The 26,494-nt window shown below is 59.6% G+C and carries 25 protein-coding genes and 1 other annotated feature; of the genes, 7 read left to right on the forward strand and 18 right to left on the reverse strand.

Annotation, left to right across the window (positions count from 1 at the left end; genetic code table 11):
* Window positions 1-72: 72 nt before the first annotated feature.
* The 11 genes from BSQ44_RS24070 to BSQ44_RS24115 form a co-directional block, all read right to left on the reverse strand.
* Window positions 73-621: a hypothetical protein gene (locus tag BSQ44_RS24070; RefSeq protein WP_072607561.1), complete on the reverse strand. Its 549-nt coding sequence runs from the start codon at window positions 619-621 to the stop codon at window positions 73-75.
* A complete protein-coding gene (locus BSQ44_RS24075) occupies window positions 611-1,975 on the reverse strand; it encodes a tyrosine-type recombinase/integrase (RefSeq protein ID WP_072607562.1) in 1,365 nt (454 codons plus the stop codon). Before BSQ44_RS24075 ends, BSQ44_RS24070 begins: the two co-directional genes overlap by 11 nt.
* A 254-nt stretch (window positions 1,976-2,229) precedes the next feature.
* Window positions 2,230-3,165 carry a tyrosine-type recombinase/integrase gene (locus BSQ44_RS24080; RefSeq protein WP_162276749.1) on the reverse strand — a complete coding sequence of 312 codons (936 nt, stop codon included), beginning with the start codon at window positions 3,163-3,165 and terminating at the stop codon, window positions 2,230-2,232.
* A gap of 121 nt (window positions 3,166-3,286) precedes the next feature.
* Complete coding sequence (locus BSQ44_RS27175; RefSeq protein ID WP_162276750.1) at window positions 3,287-3,556, reverse strand: hypothetical protein; 270 nt, start codon at window positions 3,554-3,556, stop codon at window positions 3,287-3,289.
* 14 nt (window positions 3,557-3,570) lie between these two features.
* Window positions 3,571-5,583, reverse strand: coding sequence for an AAA family ATPase (locus tag BSQ44_RS24085; RefSeq protein WP_157894677.1), 2,013 nt, complete (start codon window positions 5,581-5,583; stop codon window positions 3,571-3,573).
* Window positions 5,568-5,786 carry a hypothetical protein gene (locus BSQ44_RS24090; RefSeq protein ID WP_072607565.1) on the reverse strand — a complete coding sequence of 73 codons (219 nt, stop codon included), beginning with the start codon at window positions 5,784-5,786 and terminating at the stop codon, window positions 5,568-5,570. The genes BSQ44_RS24085 and BSQ44_RS24090 overlap by 16 nt, the downstream gene beginning before the upstream one ends.
* Window positions 5,783-6,757 carry a metallophosphoesterase gene (locus BSQ44_RS24095; RefSeq protein WP_157894678.1) on the reverse strand — a complete coding sequence of 325 codons (975 nt, stop codon included), beginning with the start codon at window positions 6,755-6,757 and terminating at the stop codon, window positions 5,783-5,785. The genes BSQ44_RS24090 and BSQ44_RS24095 overlap by 4 nt, the downstream gene beginning before the upstream one ends.
* Before the next feature lie 143 nt (window positions 6,758-6,900).
* Entirely contained in the window at window positions 6,901-7,398 is a 498-nt protein-coding gene (locus BSQ44_RS24100; protein WP_072607567.1) for a hypothetical protein, read from the reverse strand.
* 53 nt (window positions 7,399-7,451) lie between these two features.
* The gene (locus tag BSQ44_RS24105) at window positions 7,452-8,102 is read right to left on the reverse strand and encodes a hypothetical protein (protein WP_072607568.1); all 651 of its coding nucleotides are present in this window, start codon (window positions 8,100-8,102) and stop codon (window positions 7,452-7,454) included.
* A 114-nt stretch (window positions 8,103-8,216) separates the two neighbouring features.
* The gene (locus tag BSQ44_RS24110; RefSeq protein WP_072607569.1) at window positions 8,217-9,824 is read right to left on the reverse strand and encodes a helicase-related protein; all 1,608 of its coding nucleotides are present in this window, start codon (window positions 9,822-9,824) and stop codon (window positions 8,217-8,219) included.
* Window positions 9,821-10,150, reverse strand: a complete 330-nt coding sequence (locus BSQ44_RS24115; protein WP_072607570.1) for a hypothetical protein — start codon at window positions 10,148-10,150, stop codon at window positions 9,821-9,823. The genes BSQ44_RS24110 and BSQ44_RS24115 overlap by 4 nt, the downstream gene beginning before the upstream one ends.
* Window positions 10,151-10,589: 439 nt before the next feature.
* Here BSQ44_RS24115 and BSQ44_RS24120 point away from each other — a divergent pair, with 439 nt between their 5' ends.
* Together BSQ44_RS24120 and pal are read left to right on the forward strand one after the other, a co-directional pair.
* Window positions 10,590-11,033, forward strand: coding sequence for a phage integrase N-terminal SAM-like domain-containing protein (locus BSQ44_RS24120; RefSeq protein WP_083534901.1), 444 nt, complete (start codon window positions 10,590-10,592; stop codon window positions 11,031-11,033).
* Between the two features lie 349 nt (window positions 11,034-11,382).
* Entirely contained in the window at window positions 11,383-11,910 is a 528-nt protein-coding gene (pal, locus tag BSQ44_RS24125; protein WP_072607571.1) for a peptidoglycan-associated lipoprotein Pal, read from the forward strand.
* A 19-nt stretch (window positions 11,911-11,929) separates the two neighbouring features.
* On the opposite strand, the gene BSQ44_RS24130 is transcribed toward pal, so the two are convergent.
* The 4 genes from BSQ44_RS24130 to BSQ44_RS24145 form a co-directional block, all read right to left on the reverse strand.
* Window positions 11,930-13,204 carry a sensor histidine kinase gene (locus BSQ44_RS24130; RefSeq protein WP_162276751.1) on the reverse strand — a complete coding sequence of 425 codons (1,275 nt, stop codon included), beginning with the start codon at window positions 13,202-13,204 and terminating at the stop codon, window positions 11,930-11,932.
* A gap of 321 nt (window positions 13,205-13,525) precedes the next feature.
* Window positions 13,526-13,714, reverse strand: a complete 189-nt coding sequence (locus BSQ44_RS24135) for a lipid II flippase family protein (RefSeq protein WP_235633303.1) — start codon at window positions 13,712-13,714, stop codon at window positions 13,526-13,528.
* 326 nt (window positions 13,715-14,040) lie between these two features.
* Window positions 14,041-15,399 (reverse strand): HD domain-containing phosphohydrolase, encoded by a 1,359-nt coding sequence (locus BSQ44_RS27600; RefSeq protein WP_072607574.1) that lies wholly within the window; start codon window positions 15,397-15,399, stop codon window positions 14,041-14,043.
* A gap of 190 nt (window positions 15,400-15,589) precedes the next feature.
* The gene (locus BSQ44_RS24145; protein ID WP_072607575.1) at window positions 15,590-16,909 is read right to left on the reverse strand and encodes a TadE/TadG family type IV pilus assembly protein; all 1,320 of its coding nucleotides are present in this window, start codon (window positions 16,907-16,909) and stop codon (window positions 15,590-15,592) included.
* Between the two features lie 568 nt (window positions 16,910-17,477).
* Between BSQ44_RS24145 and BSQ44_RS24155 the strand changes: the two genes are divergently transcribed.
* Window positions 17,478-18,706, forward strand: a protein-coding gene (locus BSQ44_RS24155; RefSeq protein WP_114579930.1) for an IS3 family transposase whose coding sequence is annotated in 2 segments (ribosomal slippage) — window positions 17,478-17,766 and window positions 17,766-18,706 — 1,230 coding nt in all. Because the reading frame shifts where the segments join, the coding sequence is not laid out codon by codon here.
* Window positions 17,759-17,875 (forward strand) — a sequence feature (AL1L pseudoknot). It overlaps the preceding gene by 117 nt.
* A 402-nt stretch (window positions 18,707-19,108) precedes the next feature.
* Here the strand turns inward: BSQ44_RS24155 and BSQ44_RS26650 are convergent.
* The 3 genes from BSQ44_RS26650 to BSQ44_RS24175 form a co-directional block, all read right to left on the reverse strand.
* Window positions 19,109-19,783 (reverse strand): DUF7227 family protein, encoded by a 675-nt coding sequence (locus BSQ44_RS26650; protein ID WP_210187902.1) that lies wholly within the window; start codon window positions 19,781-19,783, stop codon window positions 19,109-19,111.
* Between the two features lie 120 nt (window positions 19,784-19,903).
* Window positions 19,904-20,722, reverse strand: coding sequence for a hypothetical protein (locus BSQ44_RS24170; protein ID WP_072607578.1), 819 nt, complete (start codon window positions 20,720-20,722; stop codon window positions 19,904-19,906).
* A 9-nt stretch (window positions 20,723-20,731) separates the two neighbouring features.
* Window positions 20,732-22,720, reverse strand: a complete 1,989-nt coding sequence (locus BSQ44_RS24175) for a hypothetical protein (protein ID WP_072607579.1) — start codon at window positions 22,718-22,720, stop codon at window positions 20,732-20,734.
* Window positions 22,721-22,923: 203 nt separating this feature from the next.
* Here BSQ44_RS24175 and BSQ44_RS24180 point away from each other — a divergent pair, with 203 nt between their 5' ends.
* From BSQ44_RS24180 to BSQ44_RS27070, 4 genes are all read left to right on the forward strand, one after another.
* Window positions 22,924-23,217 (forward strand): hypothetical protein, encoded by a 294-nt coding sequence (locus BSQ44_RS24180; protein ID WP_072607580.1) that lies wholly within the window; start codon window positions 22,924-22,926, stop codon window positions 23,215-23,217.
* 2 nt (window positions 23,218-23,219) lie between these two features.
* Complete coding sequence (locus BSQ44_RS24185; RefSeq protein WP_072607581.1) at window positions 23,220-24,206, forward strand: IS1595 family transposase; 987 nt, start codon at window positions 23,220-23,222, stop codon at window positions 24,204-24,206.
* 678 nt (window positions 24,207-24,884) lie between these two features.
* Window positions 24,885-25,643, forward strand: a complete 759-nt coding sequence (locus BSQ44_RS27065) for a hypothetical protein (RefSeq protein ID WP_157894679.1) — start codon at window positions 24,885-24,887, stop codon at window positions 25,641-25,643.
* Window positions 25,644-25,793: 150 nt separating this feature from the next.
* On the forward strand, window positions 25,794-26,417 hold the full coding sequence (locus BSQ44_RS27070; protein WP_157894680.1) for a hypothetical protein: 624 nt from the start codon (window positions 25,794-25,796) through the stop codon (window positions 26,415-26,417).
* Window positions 26,418-26,494 lie beyond the last annotated feature (77 nt).

Below are 26,494 nucleotides of genomic sequence, written 5' to 3' on the forward strand. Positions count from 1 at the left end.
GGCTGTTGGCGAATTCGCCGTTGTTCACGAGACCAAGATTGCTGGCACTAGCGCGTAATTCGCCTAGGGCAATTACGCTTTGTTGAGCGATAAACTTCGCGCCGTTTCGAGCATTACCCGGACGTGTTCTTCCGCACTCAGTTCCGGATATCTGCTACGATCACGAAGCCACTCATGATAGGCGTCACGAAGCTCGCCTTTCTTGCGCTTCACGTTACCGCGATAGTGAATGAGGCTTTTCTTATCCATCCCGAGCGCCCGCGAAACATATGTCGCCGACTTATCCAGCGTCCAGCCGGGAGCTTCTGACAGTATGGTGATAGCCGCCGCTGCCATTGTGTCATGCGATGCCGAGAAGGCCTTTTTTGTAGAACGCCGTTCGGCATTCGCCAGCGTAAACAGACTATTGTTTCGCCCTTCGCTGACATCTTCCAACGCACTGTAGAGATGGTGCAGCGGTGCGCGTAGCCGCCGATCAACGCCCGCGTCCGCTAGAAACTCGTACACGGCTCCGAGGCTCTTCCGGACTAGCCGTCGTTCTTCGTCATCCGTATCGTCGTTTTCGCGGGATTGCGCGGCCTCAAGTTTTCGAACCAGTTCGGCTAGCAGATCATTCCGCATGATATGCACCCCGCAACGTAATGACGTTGCCCTGTGTCGGCATCATGGGAACGATTGCCGCCCGCGCCATGTCCTCCAGTCCGTCCGTGACATGCGCGGAATAGTGGTCTTCGATCATCTTTACTGACGTGTCATGCAGCGCCGCGACAAGCCGGATAGGCAGGTTCGCCTTGATGCCCCTGACGATGCTGGAATGACGCAAGGCGTAGGGAATGACATCGGCCATACCCGCCGCGTCGCGGATCGCCTGCCACGGACGGCCGATTTCGGATGACGACTGCCACGGTCCACGGTAGCCCTTGTACCAAGCGATGCTGCCCTTGCGCTGTTCCCACCGCCAGCGCTCCAAAAGGAATTCGTCCGGCTTGCGGCCCGTCACCACAGGGACAAGCGCGTCCATGATGTCACGGCCCACAGGAACCGTGATCGAACCGGACTTCCCGCCCCTGCCCTTCCGGCTAACCGGGATCAGGAGCCGGGATGCGGCAATCTGGCAATCGCCGACGCGAAGGCGTGCAACCTGCGAGAAGCGGGCGCCAGTGGCCGCAAGCACGAGCACGAGGCGGAACAGGTCGCCGCCCCTGTCCTGCTCCTGATCCACTTCCCTTGCCGCGCGGAGAAGCCGCGCGATATCGCTATCGGGGAGTATCTGGTTTTCCCGTGCGATCGGGTCTTCATCGTCCATGGTTTCCAGCGCCCGCAAGCCATGCTTCACGATGCCGGGGAATGTCGGGTCCAGACGGTCCCGGTTCGCAGCGTATGCGCTGTTAAGCGCCGCCTTGAGGTCGTTTATCAGCCGTTGCCGGGAGGATGCCTTCATACCGTCCGACAAGTCGGCGCGCCATGTGAGCAGATCGCTTTCCTTAAGCGCATGAAGCGGGATCGCCGCCAAGGGAGCCGCCCCGATTTCTTCCTGCTTTCCCCGCGCCGGCTGGCCAAGCACATAGCGGCTCAACCGCCTTCCGCCGTCCGAACGCTTCTCCCGCCCTGCCCTCTTGCTGTCCCGAGCGTCGCGCGCCGCGATGTAGCTTTCGACCGCATGAGCAACCGTGAGCACGGGACCGGCTGCCGCTGCAATGGCTTCCTGCCGTGCGGTCTCGACCGTGGCGCGGGCTTGCTTGACTGCCGCGTGATAATCGAGCGTCCCGGTCTTGATCGCGTCATCCGCCGTGCCGATGGACGATTGCTTATAGCCGATGCCGACGCGCCAGCGGACAAGCCACACGCCGCCCCGCTTGCCTTTGCGATAGCCAAGGTGAACTTCCGGGTCGATCGATTTCCAATGTGCTCCATGCGCCAGCTTGGCGCGGGCGTTCGGGGTTGTGATCGCGGCTTCCTTGAGGGTCTTCGCCATGTCCGTCACTCCAAACTCGTCTAATATCCGTCAAATATACACTGGCGGACGCTGGCGAACAATGGCGAACGTCAAATATTCTTTTCCTTTATTTTCATTAACTTAGACGAACAACGGCGGACACACATCCAGTCGTGCTAACGCCCTCTCACGGCGCAAACAGGGGTTCGATTCCCCTTGGGCGTACCATTCGGCCGTTTCGGGTTAACAATTTCAGCGGCTTATGAGTGGTTTTGTCTAACGGTCTTCGGCTGTTAGACAGTTTTTGTTCCCTTTTCGTCTTCCGGGACCAGGTGCGCGATCGATTCCATCGCGGACCGAGCGGCCGTCTTTCGGTTCGCAGCTTCGACATATGTCTGAACCTCGGCCAGGTTTCTGTGCCCGCTGATGGCCATGATGTCGGTCGCGCTCCGCCCTGCGTCTGCAAGGCGAACACAGGCAGCTTTGCGAAGGCCATGAGGTGACAAGCCGGTTGGCAAACCGGCTTCCTTCACCATGTCGCGGAACCAGTTGGTGAAGCCGGCCTCCGTGAAGGGCTTCCCTTGTGCCGTCATCAGAAACGTCAGGTTTTCGCGCTTGAGTACACTGAGCACCTCAGCGAAGCGACCCATGACAGGAATCGCGACCTCGGTTCCGGTCTTGGACTGCCGAATGGTTAAGTACCCGCCGCGTACGTGCTGCCAACCCATCCGAATGATGTCAGAACGCCTTTGAGCGGTAAGGAGCAACAGATCCATCGCTAGCCGCGCCCGAGTTCCCTTCGGATGCTTCGCGTAGAAGATTGCGATCTCATCCTCGGTCCAGGTGCGGAAGCCTGTGGACCGGTCTCGCAGCTTCTTTACGCCAACCGTCGGATTATCAGCGCGGAACCTCTTCTTTACGGCGAAGCTCATCAGGATCTTGAGTGTCTTGCGCAATCGGTTAGCTGCTGCAGGCCGATCTGCCCTCTCGGCGATCAGTTTCTCAACGTGATCCGTCGTCAGCCCTGCGACGGACTTGTCACCGTGCTGGGCTCGGAAACGCTCGATGTCATTCCGATAGGTGCGCTGCGTTATCGGCGCGAGATTGTTGAACTCCGGTGTCTGGTAATACTTCGCGATCAGATCGGAGAAACTGCCAGGGATGGTCCTGCTCTTGCCGATCTCGACGACCTGCCGTTCGCCCGATATTGCCTTCGTATAGACTGCCATGAATTGCTCCGACCACACTGGAAGGGGCAGGTTCACGCCATGCATTGGATACCCAGGCCGACGGAACTGAGCACGCAACACCCCGCGGGAGTCGATGTACGGGCCCTTGACGTATTTTGGCTTATTCTTTCTCGGCGGCATTGAAGTATTTGTCCCATTCGTTTGCTGGCGCATCGTCATTTGCCGGGATCGCAGAAGGTGCCGTGGTGTCGAAGTGTACGAGGACGATCCGCCCATCGTTCGTGATTTCACTCCGAATAATGGGAAGATCACAAGCTCTGGCAGCTCGGATGGCACGCTGAAGGTCGGCTTGCTTGAATGTCTTTTGCGTGTTTGGCATGTTCGGGGCTTGTTGCCTCGCGTAGAAAAGCGGCAGTGCGAGGTGCTCCATTGACGGCTGCCACCTCAAAAAGCGGCATAAGTTGAGATCGAGCTCACTCTCTCAAGCTCGATGTAGTAGTCGGCTTGAGGGTACTTGTGGGTGACGAGGAGGATTTGCGAGACACGTTCTGCCAAGCCCTCTAGGGTCTTCGCAGTATTATCCGCCCGATCGGCGTCCATTGATGCGTCGATCTCATCTCCGAGGAAGACTGAGAACTGATTGTTGGTCAGAACCTGGCCCAGTCCAAGACGCAGCGAAAGGTTCGCCACGGCCTTGCCGGAGCCCGACAGCGTGTTGATCGGCTGGCCGTCAACCTGGATATCGAACTCCTCGTCAACCTCGATCAGGTTGCGTTGTCCACCGGTCATCTTGGTGATGTAGTGGGACGCCACCTTGTTCAGCGACGGGATGAGGTGCTGTTTCACCAGCTTGCGTAGGATGGTGAGAGCTTCCTTGCCCTTTCGGTATCCCTGCTCCTCCTCCCGGCGACGGTCGACCTCAGCCTTCTTGGTCTCGTAGATCCCGAGCGCCCTTTCATAGGCGTCGAGCCGGTCCTCGTAGATCTTGGCAGCTTGATAGGCTGCTTCGAGCTCGGCGAGGTTCTCAGGCACGTTCAGCAGATAGGCGTGACGCTCCTCGTCCTCGACCCGACGAGCCTTGGCCTCGATCCATTCGGCATGACGCTTCTCGTAGGAGGACATCTCCTGCTCGTAGGCCAGGCGCTCCCGCCAGAGCTGGTTCAGCTCCTTGCTGCTTCCAACGCTGGGCTTGATAGCTTCCAGCTCCGCACGGCGGGCCTGGGCGTCCTTGGCGACCTTGAACTGCGCCAGCTGCTGGCGGGTGTACTCGGGCTTGGGCGTGTCCTTCACACGTTCCCATTCGGCCCTGACCTTTTCGAACGCCTGCAGCTGGCGACGGGCGACGTCGATGTTCACCATGTCGGGCTTGGAGGGGCGCTCCTCGTCCTGCAGTTCGCAGTCGAGTTTCCGCATCTCGGCTTCGACCTTCTCCAGCCGACCGGCTTCGATAGGCCATTGGTGCTCACAGGCAGGACAGGTGTGAGTGCCGACGTCCGTCAGGTCCTTCCACTGCTTCTCCAGATGGTCGAACCGCTCGAACCGCTTCAGGAGCTCCATGTCGGCGTCGGCCTTGGCGATCTGCTCGGCCGTCATGGTCGGCACATCTCGCTTGAGGCGCTCCCGGATCTCCCAGTCGTCCACACTGATCGTGTCAGGATCGACCGGAGGGGGGCCAGGGAGGCGCGCGAGCTCCTTCTGGGCGCTCTCATACGCCCGAGCCTCCTCAACGAGCTCCTCGAGCTTCTCTGCCGGTTCCTGTGTGGGTTCGACCGGCTTGGTGGGCGCAGCGGGAAACGGCGACGAGATCCTGCCCTTGATCTGGTTCAGCTCGTCACGGAGCCCGCGGAGGCGGCTGAGCTCCGGTTCCATGTCGGCAGAAGGCTGGTAGCCGGCCGGCTTGGCAGGCTCCTCCGGCTTGACGAGCGTCTCCTCGATCCCGTCGATCGCCGAGGAGATCGAGCGCGCCTCCTCGCCGCACCACTTCGCCAGGTCATCAATCACGGACAGGCCGATGACGGAGTCCACCATCTGCTTGCGCTCGGTTGGCTTCATGGCGCCGAGCTTCTCGATGTCGCCCTGGTTCGCCACGCACGCCGTGTCGAAGACCTGGAGGCCGAAGCCGAGGATCTCGACGACCTTCGCGTTCGTGCCCTTGACGCCATTGGCGATCTCGGTGTCGCCGCGGAAGATCTTCGCGGTCGAGATCGTGCGCTTGGTCCGGTAGGTCTCGCCGCGCACGACGAACTCCAGCTCAACCTTCATGTTCTTGTAGTCGGTCGTCTGCCCGCGCAGGGCGGCGGTGCCGAAGAGCGAGAACCGGATCATCTCCAGGATGACGGACTTGCCGGCCTCATTCGGGCCGGTGATGGCGCCAAAGCCCTTCTGGAACGAAAAATCCCCCGACAGGGTGCGACCTGTCGAGGGAAACGTGACTTCGTACTTCAATCTGGATAGCATTTGCATTTCCCTTGTGCTCGCGCCTTGTTGACGGCGCTGATGACGGTCTCCGGCATGACTTGCCGATAGAAGAGAGCGATAGCCCGCAGGGGCTCCTCGCCTTGTCCCGCCCTCTTCTTCAGCTCCGAGATCATGTTGATCTCACCCTGGTCGAGGCCCTGGGTCGTCAGCCACTCGTCCATCGCTTTGACGAACTTGTTCATTCCTTGATCCTGGCCTCCTCGAACCGCTCGACCAGTTTCTCTCGGACGGTCTGCGGGACGCCGGCCTCCTCGAACGCCTGGGAGAACAGTGCCATGAGGTCGAACTCGCCCATGGAGACCTCCTCGACCGCGTCGTCTTCATTGTCCCCGACGCGCTTGAACGAGAGCTGGAGGCAGTCCACCTGTTGGTCGAAGGGCTCACCGCGGTTCAGGAGCACGCGGACGCACTTGTCGCGGAGATCCGTGCCCTCCAGCTCCTCGGGCCGGAGCGTGACGTACATCTCGCCGGTGTCCTCGCCGTGGGCGTAGGGCTGCATTGAGCCGACCTGGACGACCTTGACACCGTCGCGGGTGAACTCGTCGGGGAGGTGGACATGTCCAGTGTAGACGGTACGGCATCCAACCTCCGCAAACCGCTCAGTCGGAACCATGTTGTCGTGGCCGCAGATCGTATCCCAATGGCCGAACGCCACGTCGATCTCTTCGGTGACCAGCTCTGCGGCCGGTGTGATTGGATGGAAGGGGAAGAAGCCGACCTTTACGCCACCCATTTCGGCTAGGAGTGCACCACGGCCGTGCCGGACGACGAACACGTTTTGACAGCGCGAAACGATCAGTTCGAACAGGTCGAGTGCACCTTTCCTCTTCAGATCCCGCGAGATGTCGTGGTTGCCCGCGAGTACAAAATACCTGGTCTCGGGATTGGAGCGGGCGGCGGCCAGGTAGGCCCATGCCGCCTCGAAGACGACTACGTAGGGGACGGCCCAGCGATCGAAGAGATCCCCGGTACAGATGTGGACGTCGTATCGTCCCGAGTTCTCGAGCCGTTGTCGGAAGTCCCTCGACACCATCCCCTCACGAAGACATCGCTTGTCGAGCGGAACTCCGCGGATGAAAGTCCTTCCTAGATGTGGATCGCCCAAGATGCCGACACGGGCGGCGCCAATCGTGGTTTCGGTGATGCGGTCCATCGAAAAAATCCCTTCGGTGAGTGGGCAATGCAGCTTGGTGCCGGCGGCCAATTGAGACCGCCGGCGCCGGGCAAGTTCATGTCTTGCGGGAGAGGGTCGGCGGCTGTTTGCGGCCCGCTAGGAGCGGGATCGACGAGCGGCTATCAAGCAACGAGGCCAGAAGAAGCCGGGCCAGAGGCCTGCAGGTCCGTGACGATGACACTGTAGCCTGCGCTGACGTTGTCATTGTAGCCGGCGTTGCAGTCGATGTAGCCGCGTATCACCACCTGGACGCGGCGCTCTTCTCCATAAGAGGGGGAGCGGTGGCCGTTGCGCCGGAAGTGGCGGAGAAGTTTGTGTCTGCCTTCCTTGACGTCTAGCATGGCGGACTCTGCGGAGATCCTGATGGGGTGTGGTCCGCTGAGAGAGGGTTCTCCCTCAAGCGGAGGTTCGGTCTCTACGTTCGTGACGATCACGCCGTATTCGATGCTGATGCCGTCATTATTGCCGCAGACCCCATCGATATAGCCCCGGATCTCCACCGGTACGCGAAGTTCCTCCGAGCAGGAGTGCAATGGGTTTTCGCCGAGGGAGAAGTGGTCGAAGAGTTCGTGCCTGCCCTCCTTCACGTGGAGCAGGAGGAAGTTGGAAGAGATGTTCATGATGCTATTCCTTGGTCGAGCGGGAGTTGAGGGGAAGGAAGTGCCAGCCGCCATCAAGCCACCACCCTCCACTCACGGAACTCGAGGATGCCCCAGGTATTCCCGTTCCCGTTCTTCTCCTCGTAGCCGATGGTGACCGCGATCCTGTCGGTCGCCGGGTCGTCGCCGGCCTTCCGCATTGCCTTCACGAGCTTGGCGAGCGCCGAGAAGCCGGTCGTCGAGAACGAGTGACCCAGGACCGTGCCGGCCTCGATCGTCTCCTCCTTGAGCTTCACGTCTTCGGCGAGCTCGATGTTGACGTCCGCCGACTTGTACGGCCGGGCGTTCGACTGCACCGAACGGGCTTCGGACAGTGCCTGAGCCCACGTTGCGCCGTCCTGCGACATCACCCGGTCGGTCGTCTTCCGGTAGGTCGCCGGGTTCTGTCCGTACTTCACCACCTCCGTGTAGGAGATGTCGGACATGTCGATGATCGCCTTGATCTCCTCCAGGAGCGGCTTCTTCGAGCCGATCTGAAGGCCGTGTTCGGAGACCTTGAGCCATTCGTCTACGACGACGGCACCGGCCATCGCATCGTCCATGCCGATCGGCCGGCCGACAGCGGTGTTCTGCTGCGGAGCCGGAGCCGGTAAGTTGGCCGCTTCCTGCGGGACGTTGGCGGCGGCGGTGGTGGCGGCGTTGATGGCTGCGTCGATGTTGTTCATTCTCATTTCCTTTTTCAGTTTGGTTCACCGCTTGCTGCGGTAAGCGAGAAATAAGAAAGGCCCGCTGGATTACAGCGGGCCTTTTCTTGTGTTCCTAGAGTATCGGTGTTTTCTCTATGCCGCCTCCTTGTACTCCTCGTTGTCGTTCGTGTTGTGCTCGAACAGCTTCAGAACCGGCTGGGTCGGGTCCACCTTGTGCGCGTCGAGCGACTTCGAATAGATGACCCAGGTGATCCGGTTGTCGAGGCTGTCCTCGTAGAGCAGGACGGTGATGCGGAGCGGGGTCCCCCGCTTCCCGCGGATGCAGCGCCGGTATGCCTGCAACACGGTGGTGTCGAGGAAGTCCAGCGAGGCGAAGATCATGTGATCCACCTCCTGGTCCCCACACCATTGCCAGTTGAAGCCGACGTCGGCGACGGCCGGCGAGGCGATGATGCAGTTCAGGTCGCCCCGCTTAAAGGCATCGTCGATCTCACCGCGCTTCTTCGGCGTGACGTCGCCATTGAGCACCGCCGCTTTCAGTCCGTACTTCTGCGCCAGCTTCAGGATGCGGTACTGCTGGGGCTTGAGGGCCGCATAGACGATCACCGGCTTCCCGGTGCGCTGGTGGTCCTCGAAGTGGATGTCGAGCCGCTCCTCCTTCCCGCACGGGGCGCCACCCATGATATCGACGGTCCCCTCTCCCACCAGGTTGGGGAACACGTTGGGGTGTTCCATGATCTGGCGAGCGCGGATGAAGGCGACACCTGGCTCGGTGCCCTCCAGGAAGAATTTCTCCAGCTCGACGAAGGCCTGATCCTTGAACTGGTCGTAGATCTCCCGCTGCTTTTTCGTCATTTCGACGTACTCGGGAATGATGACCTTCGACTCCTTGCCGTAGACCATTTCGAAGGTGCGCCGGATGGCGTGCTTCTTGAAGATCGCCGACAGTTTCTCGTGGTTGCGCCACGAGGAGAGCTTCCCGGTGATGGGGTCCTCGACGGCGTGGTAGTAGTAGAAGCCCTTGTAGGACGGGTAGTAGCGGGGCTCGATCACGCGGATCGCCGGATAGGCGCTGTCCAGCCGGCCCGAGATCAACGTCCCGGTCATACCGATGAACCACTCCATCCGCTTCTTGAAGCTGTCGTAGAAGCCCTGGGTCCGCTGCGAGCTATCACCCTTGTAGCCCTTGTGGATCTCGTCGACGTGGCAGGCACGCACGAAGGGCGGGAGAGCCTCCCAGTGGGTCGAGTAGCAGTCGAACCCCATGAGGAAGACCTTGGTCTTGCCGGGGTTGGCGATTTCGTAGGGGAGGATCGTCCGCGCGTAGAACATCTGCTCGTTGACGGACATGTCCTCGTTGACGATGCCAGCCTCGCGCAGGGCCTTGAACGTGGTCTTCTGCGAGCCGAACAGCTTGTAGTGGCCGCGCCAGTTGCGCAGGGTCTCGGCGAGCTTCTTCTGGGCCGGCGAGAGCGGCCGCAGGCCGGTGACGATCGTCACCTCGTCGGGCTGGAACCCGGTGAAGCGCAGGACCTCGTCGCGGTTTTTCTTGAGCAACGACAGAGGCATTACGAACGCCGTGCCGATGCCGTGGGTCTTCCAGAGCCACCACTGCTTCACGCAGACAGACGGTGTCTTCCCCGTGCCCGGATCGGACAGGTTCAGACACCGCTTGTTGCGCATGTAGAAGGAGAGATCGGCGACCTGGTAGTCCCTAAGCGAGACGTCGCCCTGCTTCACGCCATCTCCGGCGTCACCTCGACGCGGGCTTTGCAGGCTCTCGAATAAATCGTGTCGGTCCTCAAGATGCCGAGTTCGAACAGCGAAGCCGTGAGTTTTGGATCGGCGATGGCGAGCTTTTCCGGGTCGAGCACGATGGCCGTCCCTTTCGGCGCGCGTTGCGTTGCCGCTGCGACGGTCACCTTGCCTTTGCCGGGGACTTCGTACGTGTCGGCGCCGGCGGAGCGTATTTCTTCCTTCTTACGCTCGAACGTCGCCTCGAGCGGGATCAGTTTCGCCTTGAGTTGGAGCAGTTCCTCGACGAGCGGGCGGATGTTGTGGTTCATGGGGTTCTCCAAAATGAAAAAGACGAGACCGTGGTCAACATCTGACGCTTGGTACCCGCATGGACTGGCAGGAGGCGACTTCATCCCGGCCTTTCGGCCGGGTTCGCGCGCGACCGGAATCTCGCCATGCGAAAGGCATTCGGCTCCCGGCTTATTCGGAGGCGAGAAGGAGACTGTCAGGTCTCAGCGAGCGTCGCGCAGACAGCTGCCGTTCTGGAGTCGACCCTTTGTCGTCGTTCCGGCTAGTTCGACCGCTGCCCGAAACCTGCCGTTCGTTCAGCTGTCCTGCGATGGCAAACTTGGGGCCGTTGAGAGAACCCGCTGCGCGGGAAGGCTCGTGCGACTGAGGTCGACGGTACAGGGCGACCATCGCGCTCTGCATTGAGCGCCGCCCGGTAGCGGCAGAGCATGACGGGTTTCTGCAACAAGGAGCCTGACAATGCACAACCAACCGAACTCGCCCGCGATCAGCCCGCTTCCTCAACGCCTGATTGACGACATGAACCTGCGCCGCTTCGGACACGAGGCCCGACGCAAATATCTCCGGGAAATCGGACGGCTTGCTACCTTTCTCGCACGATCTCCCAATACGGCGTCCCCGGATGATCTGCGCCGCTTCCAGATATGGCAGCAAATCGAGGGCGTCCCGGTGCCGACGATGAACAGCGTTGTGTCGGCGCTGCGGTTCTTCTTCAATACCACGGTTGATCGCCCTGATTTTGGCCGCCGCCTTGTTCGGCTGGGGCACCCGCGCAAACTGCCGGTGGTGCTCTGCCGTGAGGAAGTGACACGTCGGCTCGACGCCACGACCTGCAAGCCTACGGGCAGACTAAATCCCATCGGGTTCCACAACGATGGTGCTGGTCCACGAACGGGATCCTGAACGGATCATAGATCGGTTCGCAGACGTGTTCGAGCAGTTGTCCGTTGCAGTTCAGTCGGGGAACGACACGTGGGGAGGTCAACACTTCCCCTATGCGAACACGCCCCAAGTCGTTGGCGAGTTCCTCAAAGACTGCCCCCGCGCTCCGTAGGTGGAATCACCGGTCAGTCAGTGTTGGCGCTCATTGGCCTGTCGGAGTGGCGAAGCAGCCGACCGCTGCCAGCGACACCCGAGGCGGTTCCTTATCCAAAAATTCGCAGTCATTAACCTCGTTTCTTGAGTGGCGGTTAACCTAGACGTGGATACTAGAAGATCACACTAACCCCTGCAATTTGAAGGAGTGGCGGCGATGCGCCGGATGGCAACGACTGCAAAGAGCCCGGCGATCTATGCTCTCTTCATTGTGCTCGCGGTGACCGGCTGCGCGTCCAAGAAGATTCCCAACAGTGCGGCCGATCTCGGCCTGGGCGCGGCCGCCGTCACCGGCGCGAGCGTCGGCGCTGGGGCACCCGGCTCTCAACAAGAGTTCACTGTCACAGTCGGAGATCGGATCTTCTTCGACACCGATTCGTCCACCATACGCGCCGATGCTCAGGCAACCCTTGCCCGCCAGGCGCAGTGGCTGAACCAGTATCCGTCCTATTCGATCACCATCGAGGGACATGCGGACGAACGCGGCACACGCGAATACAACCTCGCGCTCGGCGCGCGCCGCGCCGCGGCAAGCCGCGACTTCCTGGTCGCACGCGGCGTTCAAGCAAACCGCTTGAAGACGATTTCGTATGGCAAGGAACGTCCGATCGCCGTCTGTGACAACATCTCTTGCTGGTCCCAGAATCGCCGTGCGGTAACGGTCCTGAACAGCGTCGGCAGCTGACTTATCCAAAGAGTCGAGCTCAAACTGCCTGATCAGCATAGTCCTGCGCGGGGGGATGTCGTAGCGGGAATTGGACCCGCCAGCGGGTCCCCGGTCTCTCCAAGTCTGATCGAGCAGAGGTATGAGCTGAGCGGCCGGCCAGAGTGCTAACCATCGACTGGACCACCAGTGATCCAAGTCCTTCTTGAGCTATAGAATCGATTCCGGCACCATCATCGACCACTTCGACGACGACATCGTCGTTCTTCCCGCAGACGCTCACTGAAATGAATCCGCCATCAGACGGGAATGCATACTTCAGCGAGTTCACCACAAGCTCGTTTACAATGATCCCCAGCGAGACAGCATCATCTCCTCTCATCAGGAGCGCTTCAGCTGACAGCTCCAAGCAAATGCCCTCCCGGACCAGGGTACAACGAATGTCCCTGATCAGAGCTTCGAGGTACGCCCTGATATCGACGGCCGAGGTCGCTGAATTGATCTGGAGACGACGTTGCGCCGACGCGACCGATACTATCCGCTGGTGCACATCCTCCAAGGTTTCGCGCGCACCGGGGTCGGTGGTTCGGCGAGCCTCCAGAACTAGATATGATGAAAGCATCGACAGGTTGTTGCCGAGGCGATGACTCATGTCGGCCAGCAAGTTCTCGACCCGACGTCTCTCGAGTTCAAGCTGGCGAGTGCGTTCGCCAACCTTTCCTTCCAGGTCGCGATTTAGATCGGCCAGACGCTCGGCCATCCTGTGCTCACGTTCGAAACTGACCGTCGAAAAAAGGAAAGTGCCAGTCAACACGAACAGCAGAACTCCCAGAAGGGTACCCCGCAGGAGCGTGACTTGTCGTTCTCGTTCTCCCAGAAGGCGGTTTTCCTCCTCGCCGATGGTCGCTACCAAGTCGAGAATTTGGTTCGTTGTCTGCCGGACTTCGTTCCGCCGAACCTCTTCGACTGCAGCACTGAAACCTCTGGCATGTAGAACCTCGATCGCTGTCGTGAGCTGACTGTTTCTCTCCCCCGCCAATCGATAGAGTTCTTCTATCGCATCGTTCTCAATTCGATTGCGAGCTACTATCTCTCGAAGCTGTTCAGCAAGCTTGCCGATCTTCTGCAGCGCGTACTCGTAATCGGCAAGGTACTCGCGATCCTGCGTAAGGATGTAGGCGCGTTGCGACCTTTCGGCTTCTACCACCGCATGGATGAAGCGTTCTACATAGGTTCTCGCCTCAAGGGATGCCCGGACCCGATTTTCCGCCCAACTGCTTAGCAGTGCGAACGAGATCACGATGAATGCGCTCACGACAAGGGCTGCAATCCATGTAATCCGCACCCACCGCCTATGGGCAACACCGGAATCGTTAGACATTGACAAGGTCCTTGTGCCGACAGTGCAGAATGCCAGAATCCAGCGGTGAAGTGGCTGACAGTGTACTGACTCCGAGGACGAATCAGCACCGTAGAGTGAAGCAGTGGCGGCGAGATCTTTCAACATGGATAGTACCGGCCTCTGGAAACACAGGGGCGTCGAACCTATCCAGCGCCTTCTCCCTGCTCTGCATGGGTCGCTTCAAAGATGCAGTCGCGGCAAGACGAGAACCTGGCGCCTAGCTTGCTGACACTGTCAGATGACGCCGGCGACCCAGGCGATCGCTATCGCCGAGGGAAGCAGCAGAGCTTGCGCGAGCAGGGTGCCGACTAAGCGGCTCGGCTCCATCCATATGACAGCGCGCCCGAAATCCCTCTTGCTCGTACGGCCGGCGATAACATCGTCCGCAAGCGCGTCCAGGAAGGGGTCGACCACCACGAACATCACGATTGTGGCCAGGCCGTTGATGATGGCCGAGAGCGTACGGGCGGTGACCCTGAACAGGTTCGAGCGAACCGGCAGAGATCGCCGCGAGCACGCCTGTCAGGCTGCCTCCCACTCCGTTGGAGCCGTTCAGGCGCGTAGGGCGGGCCGGTAACCGGAGACCGGCAGGAGTCGACCCCATTTAGGTCGTCCAAGCGCGATCGCGAGGCGCTCGAAACTTGCCGTTCGCTCCGCGCCGCTTTTTGGTCTTGAGCGGGGCCATCCCGGCGGCACTGGCCGACGGCGTGACGCACCTCAATCAGGGCAGCAGAGTGCGCGCTGACTTGCTACGAGGCGATTGCCGGATATCGAAAGGTCGCTTCCCCACGATCATTTGCATAAACTTCTTCTACTTGGGACCAACACGATAAAAGGGCGTCCACACAGGCAGGATCGAAGTGGGTGCCGGCGTTTTCGGCAAAGTGTCTTTTGACCTCAGAGAGCGGCCAGGGCTTCTTGTAAGGACGCTCTGAAAGGAGTGCGTCGCAGACGTCGGCGACAGCGGTCAGCCTGCCGGAGATTGGAATGTCGTCACCCGAGATTCTGCGCGGATAACCTTTGCCATCCCATCTCTCGTGATGAGACAGCGCTATTTCAGCAGCTAACTGCACCAGCTCGGAGTCGCTTCCGGAGAGAATTTCGTAGCCCCTGAGCGCATGCGTTTCCATCTCCCGCCGTTCGTCGTCATCAAGTTTTCCAGGCTTGTGGAGGATGGCATCAGGGATGGAGATCTTGCCGACATCGTGCATCGGAGACGCCCGGCACAGGTCTTCGACGAAAGTGGGATCAAGCCCCAACTTCTCCGCGACAACCCTGCTAATTTTTGCAACCCGCACGACGTGCTGACCGGTTTGATCATCCCGCAATTCGCCTGCTCGAGACAATCTTTGAATGATCTCTCCCTCACGGGACAAGATCTTGTCAGTGGCAGCACCGATCTCTGAGACCATAGCATTGAAGCTCGCGGCAAGTTGTGCGGTCTCTGCATCCGGCGTTTCAATTGACACCTGACTGTATTTGCCAGTGCGCGCGACGTCGTCCATGGCGCAGGTCAATTGGTGCAGCGGGCGGGTGATCGATCGCTGCAGTCGCCATGCAAGCAATAGGCTGGGCACGAGAGCTACAGCCGACCCCACCAGTGCGTATCCAAGCACCTTCCATACCTGGCTAAGTAGGTCACTTTCGGCGATCAATATGAGTTTGCCGACCTCCTCCCCACCATCAATGACTGGCGTCGTCACCGCTACAGTATCCGCGAATAGAAGAAGCCACAGGTTCTTGCTGGCGAACGTGTCGCCGATATCTACGTCGCTTTCAAGCCGAACAACGGAACCGATGCTCGCTAGCTGCGATCCGTCTCTGTCAATCACCTCCGCGTAGAGTAGATGAGGAATCCGAGCTATGCCTCTCAGAGATTGCTGGACCCCGGCAGCATCATCATCGGCCGTGGCGGCCGATACCGCGGCCCCAAACACCTGCGCGGTTGCCGCCATCGTTTCCTGCTTCTTAAGAAGAAACTGATTGGCCTCGTGCCACATGCTGATCACCGACGCCATCAAGAGCGCGACCCCGAGGGACGATAGAACGAGCCAGGTCAGCTTCGTCTGGATTGAGATCGAAGTTTGCGAACGGCGTTGCACAGTCACGTGTCGATGCTCCGATGGCGTCAAGATGTAGTGTACACGGACGTCAAGCCCCTGCTTACGGCTGAGTTTCGATGGTTTCTGCGTTCGATCGGGATTAGATCGCAGTAGTTCCGAGGGAACATCATGCCGACAGAGCGTTAAAGGTTCCTCTTGCGGACATCACCGCTTCGCCGTTCCTCGTCAAAGGGCTTCATTCAGCCAGGGAGACGCTGGTGCTGTTCGGGCCAAGTCCTGCAGGGACAGGGACTCTTGAACCTTCATAGTCGGAGTTGAGGACGAGCGTCACCCCATCGGTGACGTCCAGCTGGTGGGCGACTATAGCCGTCCAATCCGACTCGGTACCGACGTCTGTAACGCAAGGAAGAAGTGGCATCGCGGGCAAGGCATCGCACAAGCCATCGCCATCCTTGTCACCACCGATAGTCAGCTTGTCGCCGGGCAAATAGACGGTTCCCAGGAGCTTCTCGGCGTGCCGACTTTCGATCTTGAACTCGCGGACTTTGCCCGAAATGGGCTGAACATACATGAGGACGCCCGCCATGGGGCCGTCCTCAGGGGCAACAAGAGAGATCGTTGAATCGTTCTTGAGTTCAAGCTTCGCGTCTTTCCCTCTGAAGACGAAGCTGACGTTGTGCCCTAGCAGCTTAGCCATTTTGTCGAGCTTCAGAGCACCGTCCTTGATGACGTATATACCCGGCGCAAGCTTTACCTCTGAACTGTCAGTGATCTCCAGGCCGTCGCAATAGGTACCGGGTGACAGCGTTCGGATCTCTTTTTCGATCTTCAGCTTGGTGAACTTACACCCCGAGCTGGCCGCCTGATCCATCACGGGAGCACGAAGCGCCAGAGGGTCACGAATTATGGGACAGTCGGTAACCGGTAGGGGTGAGAAGTTGATGCTCCTACCGCGAAAGCCGCCGACGGAACACGAGAATTGAGCGACGATCCGGGAAACGTCCTTCGCGGCAAGACCGCTCGGATGTTTCGAATTGGTGTATGTCGAACATCCTTGAGCCCTTATCTCTGACTTACCACTGATTTTGAACACCTCTTTGCCGCTCTTGGCTTGCACAATGATGCACAGCATCGCCTGGCCGTGAGCACGAGCCACTGCGCGAACGGTGATCTGGGGACTTCCGGTGAAATAGCCAAGGAAGAAGTAGCCATAGTGATCTTGAGTAAGGGATAATTCGATTCTGCGCTTTGCTTCATCGATCACTACTTCGGTCTGGAATGTCGCGCCGGCGAAGCGATCCACAAGATTCGCTGATACGACGGATTCCGCAACCTGCTTTGCTGTGGTGGTATTCCAGCCCTTCATGCCCGCTTCCGTAGCGACGGCCATCACTGCTGCGTCCGCTGTATTCTGCAATTGGTTTTCTTGGTTCTCAAAAACATAGAGGTCGATGGCGCCGCCAACGACACCGAGAAGCATAGGTGCAATCAAGGCAGCCGTAACTGCGAAATTGCCCAGCCGATCGGCAACGAAGGCTGAAAATGACTGAACCATGCGGGCAATTGTGGATGGCCGTTTCATACGAGCGAAGGTAGCCGAGTTTACTAAATTCCTTGTTAAGCGCGGACTGAACCGTAGCAATTGATGATCGCGCATACGGAGTTGACGGCAGCAATGTCACAAGACGTAGGAGCCAACTTCCCTCGATGTCGGCTACAGAGACTCACCAGTTCTGTCGCGACGCACGAATGAAGGCCGCGTCAGTGTTGAAATGACACGGTTACCCGAATGTCCGCTTTCCAGAGGCCCCTCTCAGAACCGGTCGGGCAGGAGTCCACCCCCGAGCGTACTTTCAGGTCCGGTACTATTCGTCGGATTTGCACCACTAGACAGCAGGCGTACGGCCGTGGATAGGACCAGTTCGTCCGAGTGGGACCCTACCGCTGCGGAGCTGTCCGCTTTAAGGCCCGACTGCACCAACGGCAAGTCTTGGCGCGAAGCGGTCGAAATGCGGCTGCCACGCAAACCGCTGGCTTCCTACTTTGCCCCCCAGAAGCCGTCGGGCGGATTGAACCGCCCCGGGTTTGCCGGAGGCTCCAACTCCTGAGAAGGTGGAGCCATCATGAGCAAGACGACGAACAAGTTTTCCCCGGAAGTACGCCAGCGAGCCGTGCGGCTGGTGCTGGATCACGAGCATGAACACCCCTCCCGCTGGGCGGCGATCATGTCGATCTCGGGCAAGATCGGCTGCACGGGCCAGACGCTGAACGAGTGGGTGAAGAAGGCCGAGGTGGATGCCGGCAAGCGGGCCGGTGTGCCGGCGGACATGGCGGCCAAGCTGAAGGCCCTGGAACGGGAGAACCGAGAACTTCGGCAGGCCAACGAGATCCTGCGCAAGGCGTCGGCGTATTTTGCCCAGGCGGAGCTCGACCGCCCATTCAAACGATGATCGCGTTCATCGACGATCACCGCGAGGCGTATGGGGTCGAGCCGATCTGCAAGGTGCTGCCGATCGCCCCGTCGACCTACCACCACCATGTCGCCAAGCGCGCCAATCCCGAGAAGCTGTCGGCGCGGGCGAAGCGGGACCTGGAGCTCAAGCCCGAGATCGAGCGCGTCTTCACCGAGAACTTCGAGGTGTATGGTGCGCGCAAGGTCTGGCGTCAGATGCTGCGCGAAGGCTTCGGCGTTGCGCGCTGCACAGTCGAGCGGCTAATGGCCGACGTGGGCCTACACGGCGTCATCCGCGGCAAGCCGATCCGCACCACGGTCCAGGACAAGGCCGCGCCATGTCCACGCGACCATGTGAACCGGGTCTTCCATGCCCCGGCGCCGAACAGGCTCTGGCTCTCGGACTTCACCTACGTCAGCACCTGGTCGGGCTTCGTCTACGTGGCCTTCGTGATCGACGCCTATGCGCGTCGCATCGTCGGCTGGCGGGTGAGCCGGACGGCGCATGCGAGCTTCGTTCTCGATGCTCTTGAACAGGCCCTGCACGAGCGGCGGCCCATTCATCGCGGTGGCCTGGTGCATCATTCGGACAGGGGATCTCAATATGTCAGCATCCGCTACACAGAGCGTTTGGCCGAGGCGGGCATCGAGCCTTCCGTCGGAAGTATCGGCGACTCCTACGACAACGCTCTCGCCGAAACCATCAACGGCCTCTACAAGGCCGAGGTGATCCATCGGCGCGGACCCTGGCGCTCCTTCGAGGCCGTCGAGTTCGCAACGCTGAACTGGGTCGACTGGTTCAACAATCGCCGGCTGCTGGAGCCCATCGGCAACATCCCGCCGGCCGAAGCCGAGGCACGCTACTACGCCATGCTGGAAGAACCGGCCATGGCAGCGTGACTCAAACCAAATGGCCTCCGGCAAACCCGGGGCGGTTCAGATAGCCCCCATGAGCGGACTTCCTTGTCGGGTACCACGCGTCACCGTTAGGCCGGCTTGCTGAGTTCCTGTTCGTAGATGTTCTGGAGGCGAGCACGGAGGCGCGGGTCCTTCTCCAAGGTGATGGCGAGTTTGAAGGGGCCCGTTAGCCAGGAACGGCGGGTTTTTTCCGTCGCGCACCGTCGCAGTCCGCAAAGAGCGGACCAATAGCTCTTAAGGTGGTTGTCGACCGTCATCAGGCCCTCTCGGACCGTGTCATGTGATTCCCTTCTCATGATAGCGGAATTGATCGCGGCAGAGGTCAGCTTCGTTGCCGCCGGTGCACTGGTACCCCGCAATTTCGGGGCTGCGGGATAGGCGGCGCTAGGGGTTTCCCGAACACCAGACGTTATCGACATGGCGTTTCAGCGCGCCATGGGCAGGAAACCCGATGATGACACCCTTGCGATCGCCGTCAGCGCAGACACCGCACTCCGTACAGCTGATGTCGGCATAGATTGCCGGACAGACCGCAATTTTCCGGCCCTTGGGGGTCCGGCGTGGCAATAATCGTAATCGCTCGCGGAAAGGGCCTAGTGGCTCGGCAGATTTGCGGCCATGCTCCGAGCTCAGCACTGTGACAACCGGCAGACCCAAATCGGCCAGCTCATCGGCCTCCTCCAGGTTGTCGGCGGAGAGATTGACGTTCAGCCCCTTCTCGGAGACCTCACGCAAAATCGCCAGGTTCTCTGGCGTTGGGGGTTTGTGGGTGAATACGATTGCTCGCTTCCCCCGGTTCACTGTGGCGATCTTGCGCATCGCTTCGTGGTCGATGACGTCACCCTTCCCGGGAAGATCACCGGCTTGGCCCCAGCGCCACAAGGCGCCGCGGTTCAGCTTTCGGATCGGCTTCAGAGCCTCGTCCAGGTCGGTACCCCGCTCACCTGACGTCACTTTATCCCAGTGTAGCTTAAGCGGGCCGGTGAGTGCATAGCAACCCTTTGCTTTCAAAGGGCAACTGTCGGGGCAGGTGTCGGCGGAACTCGTCACGACGGGCATCGGACCGGTCTTCTCATTCCGGGACACCTTCGTGGTGTGATATCGCATCAGTCTCCTCGCAACAAAAAAAAGGGCGCTCCGAGGAGCGCCCTTGTTGGCAGTTTGGGGTGGATGGTGTGGCTAGTTCAGCCACCTCCTTGTCCAGGCACGGATGCGGCCGAAGATCGTTGGGCTTTCGGCGTCGTTGTCCGGGTCGTCATAGACCGTCGTGTAGACCGGCTTGGGAAACGCCCACTCGGCCTTCTCGGCCTCGACCTCGTCGACGATCGTGTAGCGCCACGCCCTACCCTTCGCGGTGTCGTCCCGCGGGAAGGCCACGACATCGGCCGGGTTGATCTTGAGCACCAGGACCTTGCCCTGATCGCCGAGATAGTTGCCGAGGTAATGCCACGAGCAGAAGTGCAGACCGCTCGAGCAATAGCTGAAGCGGTCGGGATCACACTCCTCGCGCGGGAGAAAGATGGTCGAGCCGACGTCGTTGCGGGTCTTACCATCGTGGAACGACAGGTAGTCGTCCCGGACCTTCTTGTAGGCCAGGAAGTAGCCGTCCGGCGTGATCGGCATCCCGGCATGCTCCAGCCACTCGAACAGGTCGTCCCTGATCTCCTGATCCGGGTTCATCTGGACGCGCTTGAGGAAGGCGATCCACGGGGCGATCGGCTGCTTGTACTTCGCCATCTCGATGATCCTCTGCGTGAGGTAGTTGTGCAGCGGCTGGTCGTTGTAGTTGAGCGTGTCGTAGCCAACCCTGATCAGGTCATCCTCGTAGAGAACCTGCTTGCGCAGGGCGGCGCTGATGTCGATCAGATCCTCGACCGGCTGATCTTCGCGGAGCGCATCCTTGATCTCCGTGAAGTTCGGATGCGAGGAGTCGATCGTGCGAAGGTCACCGCCGATGAAGACGGTGACCGTGTTGCCGGAGATGATGTGGGGTGTCATGCGTGCCTCCTATCGGGCAATGAGTTTCAGGTACTCGTCCAGCCACTCGTCGTTGCGGTGGACGGCGTCGAACAGCGGATAGCGGGCGATGAGTTTCGCCCACCGGTCCCGCCAGTAGGTCCGGAGGTCAGGCAGCTGCTTGCCGGTGATCCTCTGCCAGAACTGGGAGAGGTCGTACTCACCATTGGTGACGGGCTCGATCTCATCGATCGCGTCGAAGAACGCCTGCAACCGCTTGGGCAGCTGTTCCTTGCGCTGGTGGAGCCGCATGACAAGAAGGTCCTGGAACAGGCGACGAGCCTCTTCCTTGCGCTGGAAGTCCTTCGGGTTGAAGGTGCCGGCGATCTCCTGGAGCACGTCCTCCAGGCTCTTCCAGTTCTCGTCCTTGGCGAAGGCCTTCTGGGTCTTCAGCAGAACGACGATCAGCCGGTCGAAAAACAGTGGGCCGACCTTGCGGGCCGGCTCGATGAACCGACGCTGGATCGTCTCGTAGTCGAACACCTCGCCGAAGACCTTGTACTTCGAGCCTTCCGACTGGACGTAGATGACCTCGTCGACCTCGCCGGGGATGATCGACCGCCACTGGTCGAAGCGCCGGATGTCGGTCTTCTTCAGGCTCCGGGTCTGGCGCGGGGTGCGCGGCAGCTTCAGGGGCTCGTAGTCCTCCAGGTCGACGAAGTCCTCGACGCCATATTCCTTGGCGAGACTGTCGAGGTAGTCGGTCTTCACCCAGATCACGTCGGCGCCGGGGTTCTCGGAACGAAACCGACGCAGACGATCCTTGGCGAACTTCAGATCCTCGGACTGGACCACGATGGTGGCGTCCCGCAGCTCCTCCGGCGTCCAGGAGGGTGCCTTCCTGCCGTAGCGGAGGTCAGTACTGGTTGGCTGACGGACGGTAATCCAGTCCACACCATGGGGGCGGGACATCTTGATCGTCGCGCCCCGGCTTCCCGAGAACGGGAAGGACGAGCGGAGTCCGGTTTTGCCCCTCCACTTCAGTCCCTTGCTCCACAACCTGGAGGGCAGCGTGTGGGTGAGATCACGATACCGAATGCAGGCGTCGTAGAAGTTGGTGGGCTCGTCGAGCGTCCTCTGGATTGACGCCTGGATGTCCTCCATGGTCGCTTTCCAGATCTTGGCCAGGTTTGCCTTGGTCGTCTCGTCGTAGCCGAGCTGCTCGCGAGAGGTCGACACGCTGGCCGTACCAATCGGCACGTCGAGGATGATCGGGAGCTGATTGTCGTGGTACTCGCCGCCGATCTGTTCCGCGTCCAGCGGGTAGAGTACGCAGCCCTGACGGACATACGGCCGCTTGATCATGTCGCTCTTCACGATCCGGAAGTTCGAGCCCGTCATCAGATCGACGGGCCGGCCGGGTTGCCAGGCCTCGTTGAGGATCTTCGGCATCGGATCGAAGCCGATCATCACCTTGGAGATCGCCGCCTGGAAGCGGTAGATGTCCTCCTGCTTGACCGGGAACATCACCTTGAGCCCACGGGGCTCAGTCGACGGCACCGGCTCCATGGCGGAGACGTTCGGCTCCTCCCCTGCGTCCAGGTAGCAGACATAGTCGCGCTGGAACTCGCCGTCGTAGCAGGTGATCGTGTACTGCTTGGTGTAGGCAAACGGCGACATCATGCCGATGCCGATCATGCCCACCTGGTTGTTGGTGTCCCGCTTGCTCGAAGCGAACGCTGTCGTGGCGCGGGTCTCCACCTCTTCCTGGCTCATGCCTGGGCCGTAGTCCCGAACCATGAAGTACGGATTGAAGGTCGACGGCGCCATCAGCTCGAAGGGGACGTCGTTCTTGTCGACCATCAGGTGGGCGTCGAAGGCGTTGGTCGAGATCTCGCGAACCGGCGCCAGGATCTTGTCGGAGTACATGCCGTTGATCACGGCGTGGAACGCCATGGCGTTCATCTCGAAGCCGAACTTGCGGGCCTCGCCGAAGCCCGAGGAGGTGAAGTCGTTGGCGAGAGAGGTATTCAGTTTCATGGGTCAGTGCCTTTCAGCCATCGGAACAGCCTCACGGCGCGCTCCCTTTCGTCAGACGGAAAGGAGGGGTTCGAGAGGTAGTGTCGGAGGGCTCTTTGGAGGGTTTTTCGTAGCATGGTGGCTCCTTTGGGAATTTCTTCCTAATTATGCACTTGACGTACCACGCCTGAAATGCGATAACACTCGCAAGAGGGGGCGAAGCCATGCCGAAGAAAAAGACAGAGCGGGAGATCGTTGAGGAGCTTCAACGCAAAGCCGACAACCAGCGCCCGATGCGTGTGGACTTCCAAGGCCAACCGGGACCATTCGAACTTCCCAAATGTGGTCCGCACGTTTCAGTTGGTGTGGGAGCCGGAGATACATTTGTCCTTGAACTGGAAACAGCAGAACAGTCCCAACTGATCCGTATTCCGATATCCGTTGAGGCTCTAAGCGGGCTTGAAAGCATGATCCTCCACATGCGCCAGAACTACGGCCTAGATCAGAAGAAGCACTAGCCATGATCAACATCACCAACGAGATTTACAACGACGAAGCCAAGGCCCGCGAGCACTTGGAGGCGATCCATTGGCCGAACGGTCCGGTTTGCCCGCATTGCCAGAACGCGGACGAGACCCGCATCAAGAAGATGGAAGGCAAGTCCACGCGCCCCGGCGTTTACAAGTGCAATGAGTGCCGCAAGCCGTTCTCCGTGACTGTCGGGACCGTCTTCGAGCGCTCGCATATCCCGCTGCACAAGTGGGTACTGGCCTCACACCTGATCGCAGCTTCGAAGAAGGGCATGTCCGCTCACCAGTTGTGGCGCATGCTTGGCTTTGGCTCCTACCGCACCGCTTGGTTCATGCTGCATCGCCTTCGCGAAGCCATGAAGGAAGACGTGAAGTCTTCTGGTCCCATTGGCGGCGAAGGCAAGACCGTGGAAGCCGATGAAACCTACATCGGCAAGCGTGAGACACCCCGCGTTTCAGCGCAGCGCAAGGGCCGTCCTTTTACGAAGGGCGGCAAGTCAGGCGGCGCACAGAAGCGTATCGTCGTCGGCCTCGTGGAGCGCGGTGGCAAGGCACGCATGTTCCACCTGAACGACGCCACGAAGGAAACCGTCCGTGACGTGCTGGTCCGCAATGCAGACCGCAAGTCCATCCTCTACACGGACGAAAGCCGCCTCTACACCGTCACTGGCGCCGAGTACGCGGGACACAAGACCGTCAAGCACTCCGCCAAGGAATACGCCCGCCGCGAGGGCGATGTTGTCATTCACTCCAATACGATTGAAAACGTGTTCTCTGTCTTCAAGCGCGGCATGGTCGGTGTCTATCAGCACTGCGGTGAGGCTCACCTACACCGCTATCTTGCCGAATTCGATTTCCGCTATAACCGCCGCATGGCGCTAGGCTTCAATGACGCGGATCGCGCCGAAGACCTGTTGCGCGGTGCGCGTGACAAGCGCCTGACCTATCGGCGGACTGGTGAGTCCGCGTACGCCTAAGCAGAAGGCGCGCGTATTGCTTCGCAAGAGAAGGAAGAACTAATTTCTAGTCAGTTAGACGCTTTATGCTGACCAAATTCTGCTCGACCCTAACGCTGTAGCCGGCCCCCAATCCATCCACTTCCACTATGGGAGGCTTCTTGTAGGATAAGCGACTTGCCCAGTACCCCAGACCAGAAAGCCCGATAACTCCAAGTGCGATCCGCATCCATTCGAACTCAAGGATCATAGCCAAAACGCCCCAGCTCTCCGGGCAGCCTGCTAATCCAAGGATCAAGCTAGCTGCACCAACGACAAAACTTGCAATTTCGAGCATCCTCATAGCAGTATGATGCTCACGCGCCTTTCACCAAGTCAACTACACTGAACTTTTTGCCAGGAGGAAGCATGGAGCGTGTGGTGATTAAGTGCCCAGTGACGGGAAAGACCGTTCCGACGGGCTTTGCTATGGATAAAAGGTCCTTCGATTCGGCTCAAATGAGCAGGAACACTTTCGGGCCATGCCCCGCATGTGGTCGCATGCATACATGGGACAAGAAAGATGCGTGGGTTCAAGAGTGGCCCCCGCGCCAACTGTAATCAATGCGCGCGTTCAACACCACGACCCGCTTGCCCGCGAGTAAGCGGATCAGGGCAAACCTAATCGTGTTCATTTGCTTCTCCTTTGGTGGCTAGAACATGCCGAGCATACCCGGCTATTGCGCGCATTGTGACTTGGTCTTTGACGGGTCGGGCGGCATCCACATTGAAGGCGCTTCGAATGTGGTGCTCAGCGGGAACGTCATGACTTGCCCAAGATGCCACCGACCGGCAAAGCTGGCAGAGGGCACGTTCAATGTTCGTGGCGGCAATATTGAACTCGTCTCAGGCCCACCGCTCACGGTCGAAATTCTTAGGCGTCTTCAAGACATCGCTGAACGAGCGCATGCCAAGAAGATCACGCCTGATGCCGCCATCAGAGAAGCCAAGGAACTTGACACCATCCTAGGCAACTTGCTGGAGCGGTTCCTCGCTCTCGGCCTTCCAGCGCTCGCTGCCTTTATCGGTTTGATTGGCGTATATCTGGCGCATGCCTCCCTACAGCTACAGAAAGAAGGGGTTGCCCTTCAGAGGGAAAGCCTTGACCTCCAAAAGCTCGACAGTGAAGCGTCGGAATCGTTTTATCGCGAATCTCTAAATTTGCTGAAGGAACAAAAGGCCGCATCAAAAAAGGTGAGACAACCACCACGAAAGCGTGTCCGTCCACCACATGATGAGCAGGGCGTTGATGATAAACGCGACAGACCAACCAAGGCAGACGCCGCAAAGAAAACGGTGGCGTTCAAAAAACCATCGAAACGCCGAACGGAAGTCTACAACCAGCGCCGCATCGAGCTGAAAGAGCGGCGTAGGATGTTCCCGCGTCGGGCGCGTCGGGCGCATCGACCTCAATCCTGACCCGTCTTGCCACGTTTGGCAGCATTTGGCTTTGGCTTAGGCGTCTCACTCTTCCCGGCCTTGCCAGCCTTCGGCGCGGGAGGGGTCTTCAACAGGCGTCGAAGAAGTTCGTCGCCCTTCTCCCTGTCTTTGTCCTTAGGAGCATCAGCCATGCCTCAGCCTCTCTCGCGCGTGAACCCGAATGCCAGCGTCATGGTAGGTAACGCTGGCATTCCTGTCTTCCATCACAACCCGTCCCTCGGACTACTAGCGATGGAAAGCATCGCTACGTGGTCGAACGTAGAGAACTTTCTACTCGGCTTGTATCTCGAATTGCTTGGAGGTGCATCCGACCGAGCCGCCATAGCCTATCTGGCAATCGAGACGCAAAGCGCAAAAACCCAAGCGATCCGCGCGGTTGCACAAAGCGTTCTGAACGAGGACCATTTCGAGCTGTTGGCTGCGATCCTGAAGGTAGCCAAAACAGCCCAAAAGAGCCGTGACAAACTCGCTCATCACATTTGGGGATTTAGCCCAAACTTGCCAGATGCCCTCTTGCTGGTTGATCCTAGGGCGCTCGCGCGCCGCCTTGATCCCCGCGAATTTGGCGATGACGTTATGGTTTACCGCCAACCAGATTTTATGAGCATCATCGACATCAATAACCGGGTTTGCGGATGGGGATTGTCACTGCGTTTTATCGTTACCGGCCATCCAGCCAACCACGAAGGCGAGCTATACGCCCAGCTATGTGCGGAACCTGAAATTCGAGAAAGGCTAGATCGTCAGGCTTAGCCAGTTCGATCTCATCGCGCAGAATTTCCTCAATCGCGCGTTTCATTTCCTCTCTTTGATTTGCCGGCCTGTCAGCC

Origin of the sequence: Aquibium oceanicum (genome assembly GCF_001889605.1) — a bacterium.
Classification (GTDB): domain Bacteria; phylum Pseudomonadota; class Alphaproteobacteria; order Rhizobiales; family Rhizobiaceae; genus Aquibium; species Aquibium oceanicum.

Excerpts from the sequence above, each read along its gene's own strand:
- BSQ44_RS24085 (WP_157894677.1), bottom strand. The coding sequence starts at position 5,583 with ATGCTATCCAGATTGAAGTACGAAGTCACGTTTCCCTCGACAGGTCGC.
- BSQ44_RS24120 (WP_083534901.1), top strand. The coding sequence starts at position 10,590 with ATGCACAACCAACCGAACTCGCCCGCGATCAGCCCGCTTCCTCAACGC.
- BSQ44_RS24185 (WP_072607581.1), top strand. The coding sequence starts at position 23,220 with ATGATCAACATCACCAACGAGATTTACAACGACGAAGCCAAGGCCCGC.
- BSQ44_RS24115 (WP_072607570.1), bottom strand. The coding sequence starts at position 10,150 with ATGAACCACAACATCCGCCCGCTCGTCGAGGAACTGCTCCAACTCAAG.
- BSQ44_RS24100 (WP_072607567.1), bottom strand. The coding sequence starts at position 7,398 with ATGAACATCTCTTCCAACTTCCTCCTGCTCCACGTGAAGGAGGGCAGG.
- BSQ44_RS27175 (WP_162276750.1), bottom strand. The coding sequence starts at position 3,556 with ATGGAGCACCTCGCACTGCCGCTTTTCTACGCGAGGCAACAAGCCCCG.
- BSQ44_RS24095 (WP_157894678.1), bottom strand. The coding sequence starts at position 6,757 with ATGGACCGCATCACCGAAACCACGATTGGCGCCGCCCGTGTCGGCATC.
- pal (WP_072607571.1), top strand. The coding sequence starts at position 11,383 with ATGCGCCGGATGGCAACGACTGCAAAGAGCCCGGCGATCTATGCTCTC.
- BSQ44_RS27070 (WP_157894680.1), top strand. The coding sequence starts at position 25,794 with ATGCCTCAGCCTCTCTCGCGCGTGAACCCGAATGCCAGCGTCATGGTA.
- BSQ44_RS24075 (WP_072607562.1), bottom strand. The coding sequence starts at position 1,975 with ATGGCGAAGACCCTCAAGGAAGCCGCGATCACAACCCCGAACGCCCGC.
- BSQ44_RS24170 (WP_072607578.1), bottom strand. The coding sequence starts at position 20,722 with ATGACACCCCACATCATCTCCGGCAACACGGTCACCGTCTTCATCGGC.
- BSQ44_RS26650 (WP_210187902.1), bottom strand. The coding sequence starts at position 19,783 with ATGCCCGTCGTGACGAGTTCCGCCGACACCTGCCCCGACAGTTGCCCT.
- BSQ44_RS24175 (WP_072607579.1), bottom strand. The coding sequence starts at position 22,720 with ATGAAACTGAATACCTCTCTCGCCAACGACTTCACCTCCTCGGGCTTC.
- BSQ44_RS24070 (WP_072607561.1), bottom strand. The coding sequence starts at position 621 with ATGCGGAATGATCTGCTAGCCGAACTGGTTCGAAAACTTGAGGCCGCG.
- BSQ44_RS24135 (WP_235633303.1), bottom strand. The coding sequence starts at position 13,714 with ATGTTCGTGGTGGTCGACCCCTTCCTGGACGCGCTTGCGGACGATGTT.
- BSQ44_RS24145 (WP_072607575.1), bottom strand. The coding sequence starts at position 16,909 with ATGGTTCAGTCATTTTCAGCCTTCGTTGCCGATCGGCTGGGCAATTTC.
- BSQ44_RS27065 (WP_157894679.1), top strand. The coding sequence starts at position 24,885 with ATGCCGAGCATACCCGGCTATTGCGCGCATTGTGACTTGGTCTTTGAC.
- BSQ44_RS24180 (WP_072607580.1), top strand. The coding sequence starts at position 22,924 with ATGCCGAAGAAAAAGACAGAGCGGGAGATCGTTGAGGAGCTTCAACGC.
- BSQ44_RS24090 (WP_072607565.1), bottom strand. The coding sequence starts at position 5,786 with ATGAACAAGTTCGTCAAAGCGATGGACGAGTGGCTGACGACCCAGGGC.
- BSQ44_RS24080 (WP_162276749.1), bottom strand. The coding sequence starts at position 3,165 with ATGGCAGTCTATACGAAGGCAATATCGGGCGAACGGCAGGTCGTCGAG.
- BSQ44_RS24105 (WP_072607568.1), bottom strand. The coding sequence starts at position 8,102 with ATGAACAACATCGACGCAGCCATCAACGCCGCCACCACCGCCGCCGCC.